Genomic DNA, 2,200 nt, shown 5'->3' with positions numbered 1-2,200 from the left:
TCTCCCTTTCCACACAAGAGACTGAATATTCAGTCTCCTGTGTGGAGAAAATCAGTCCCCTATCAATTCAAATCCATTTCAGAGAAACCCTACCCCATTTACATTACACAAAATTCTTGACGGTACCGATGGAACTGTTAGAATTAAAAAATTTATAGAGAACGAGTGTAAAGTAATATGTAAAAAATGTTTTACAAAGGGTACATGTTAACTAATATTTTCTATTCTCTTCTTAATACTAGGGTGAGTTTCAAACAAGTTATAACTTTTTTCAGGGACAAGTTTCTGTTTTTGCAGAATACTAAGAGTTTCCTTTGCACATTTTTTTCCGACAAATGAACTTGCAAATCGATCAGCAGATAATTCGCGCCGCTGTGAAAAAACGAAGTGTAGAATAAACGAAGAAACATAAAGGATAAATGAAATTATTAAAGTTGTAAATAAAGATGTTAGTGAAATTAAGTAAGGCGATATAGTTAATAACAATATCGGTACTCCTGCTAACACAAATATAAATGATAATATATTTTTTAACATATGGTTCTTTTTTATATGGTAATATTCATGGGCAATAAGGAATTTTAATTGCTCTCTACTAAAGGAGTTAACTAAACCATCTCCACATACAATTACAGGTTGATTTCGTCTATACAATACCGCAGCGTTATTCTTCATAAATTTGTCAGTAATAAAAATCTCTACATTTTGATTTGGATCTATTTCTCCTAGTATGTCATTTAGAAATTGAGTTTTATTAACATCCATTCTTTTTAACTTAATATAAGATACCAGAGGAAAAATAATACTAAAAAATGTTAGTAATAGACTAGCATTTAAAAGGTAATGTAAAATGTTGTATTTTAAATTTATATTAATAACATTTAATTTCATTAATATAAACATTGTTAGCAAACTAATTGAAATTAGCTGTAAAATCCTCATAAAATTCACCTTCTTCAAATGAATATTGGACTAATATAAGTTTCTAGAAAAGCTGCTATAAATATTATTAATATCCCGAATAATAATAAATTAAAGTTAAATTTTTTGTTTTCTATAAATTTTTCTTTTCCTAGAAAAACTAGGTAGGCTGCTATAATAAAGCCTGCTATCTCAGGTATTCCGTGAATCAATAGAGGGGGTAAAACATCAATAAGTTTGTCTAATGAAATTCCCCCTAGAAAAAATCCTAACGTAGAACCGTTCGAGACTAAATTTATAACTGTTGGGATTTTTAAAAGAAAAAATCCAGTTAAAATTATTATAAAAACTTTTATGTTATTGAAAAAGATTTTTAAAAATGTATTAAACGAAATGTACGTTTTGCTGATATTTTGTGCATTATGTTCAAAATTATTATAGGAGGCCTACTATTCTCTATGTTTATAGGTATTATATTTGGATTACTCCCGGCAAATAAAGCAGCAAGATTAGATCCTGTTCAAGCATTACGTTATGAATAAGATAATGTTGATGTAAATTCCGATAATCTAATGAATTGTTATATTTTTAGTCAAATAAAAAACATCAAACTTTAAGACGACTCTTATCAAAAAAGGTTAAGTGCACTTTTTCTATTTCGTTTAGGAGGAGTCTTTTGAGAAGGATCGCCACTTGTTGCAAATCGAAGAAAGTTTTTCCCTCCGGCTTCGTATACTCAATTTTGAAGTCCGCACCGGCGGACGAGGATTTTATTCCATCAATCTTTTTGTCATTATTTATCAGGCACTATACTAAAAATGACTGCTCAAATTCGTCTGTAACGTGTTTTAATCAATAAGGCAATGTTTTTTCAAAAAGGAAAAAGTCTATACGGTCCGTTTTTTCGCGTTTAACGCGATGGGATTTTTGCATGGCGACACGAGGAATATCCGCCGACAAGAACTTCGTATACTGCGATCATCGTCACTTTTCGATATTAATTATGTTGCGTTGGCAAAGCCTCGGATTTCATGGAATCCAAGGCTTTGCTTCTTTGCAGGTTGCCCCGTTTAGAGGAAATGTTTTTTCCTCTATGTTCTTTTAGTTCTTCTTCCCCATACTGTTGATAGTTTGTTTAGTGCAAAATGAAAGTGGTTCTTACGCTAATTTGGGGAAGTGACTTTCTATTAACTACACTGATATAATAAAAAGAAAAGGAGTGTATGACGATGGCTCATCTTTCCTGGTCTCCTCTCAGTCCAACTATCGAACTGCTGGA

At 31.2% G+C, this 2,200-nt stretch carries 2 protein-coding genes and 1 pseudogene; 1 reads left to right on the top strand and 2 read right to left on the bottom strand.

Annotation, left to right across the window (positions count from 1 at the left end; translation table 11 throughout):
* Nucleotides 1–207 precede the first annotated feature (207 nt).
* Nucleotides 208–942 (bottom strand): M48 family metalloprotease, encoded by a 735-nt coding sequence (locus tag FKZ59_RS14165; RefSeq protein WP_141603381.1) that lies wholly within the window; start codon nucleotides 940–942, stop codon nucleotides 208–210.
* Nucleotides 943–956: 14 nt separating this feature from the next.
* The gene (locus tag FKZ59_RS14160; RefSeq protein ID WP_342777682.1) at nucleotides 957–1,316 is read right to left on the bottom strand and encodes a stage II sporulation protein M; all 360 of its coding nucleotides are present in this window, start codon (nucleotides 1,314–1,316) and stop codon (nucleotides 957–959) included.
* A gap of 45 nt (nucleotides 1,317–1,361) precedes the next feature.
* Between FKZ59_RS14160 and FKZ59_RS15045 the strand changes: the two are divergent.
* A pseudogene (locus FKZ59_RS15045) lies at nucleotides 1,362–1,463 on the top strand (ABC transporter permease); the annotation flags it as partial.
* Nucleotides 1,464–2,200 lie beyond the last annotated feature (737 nt).

The sequence above is a fragment of the Ureibacillus terrenus genome (assembly GCF_006569205.1).
GTDB classification, from domain to species: domain Bacteria; phylum Bacillota; class Bacilli; order Bacillales_A; family Planococcaceae; genus Ureibacillus; species Ureibacillus terrenus.
This window is presented reverse-complemented; position numbering and strand designations above follow the sequence as displayed.

What these genes read in the sequence shown, in the direction of transcription:
- FKZ59_RS14165 (WP_141603381.1), bottom strand. Translation starts at nt 942, where the DNA reads ATGAGGATTTTACAGCTAATTTCAATTAGTTTGCTAACAATGTTTATA.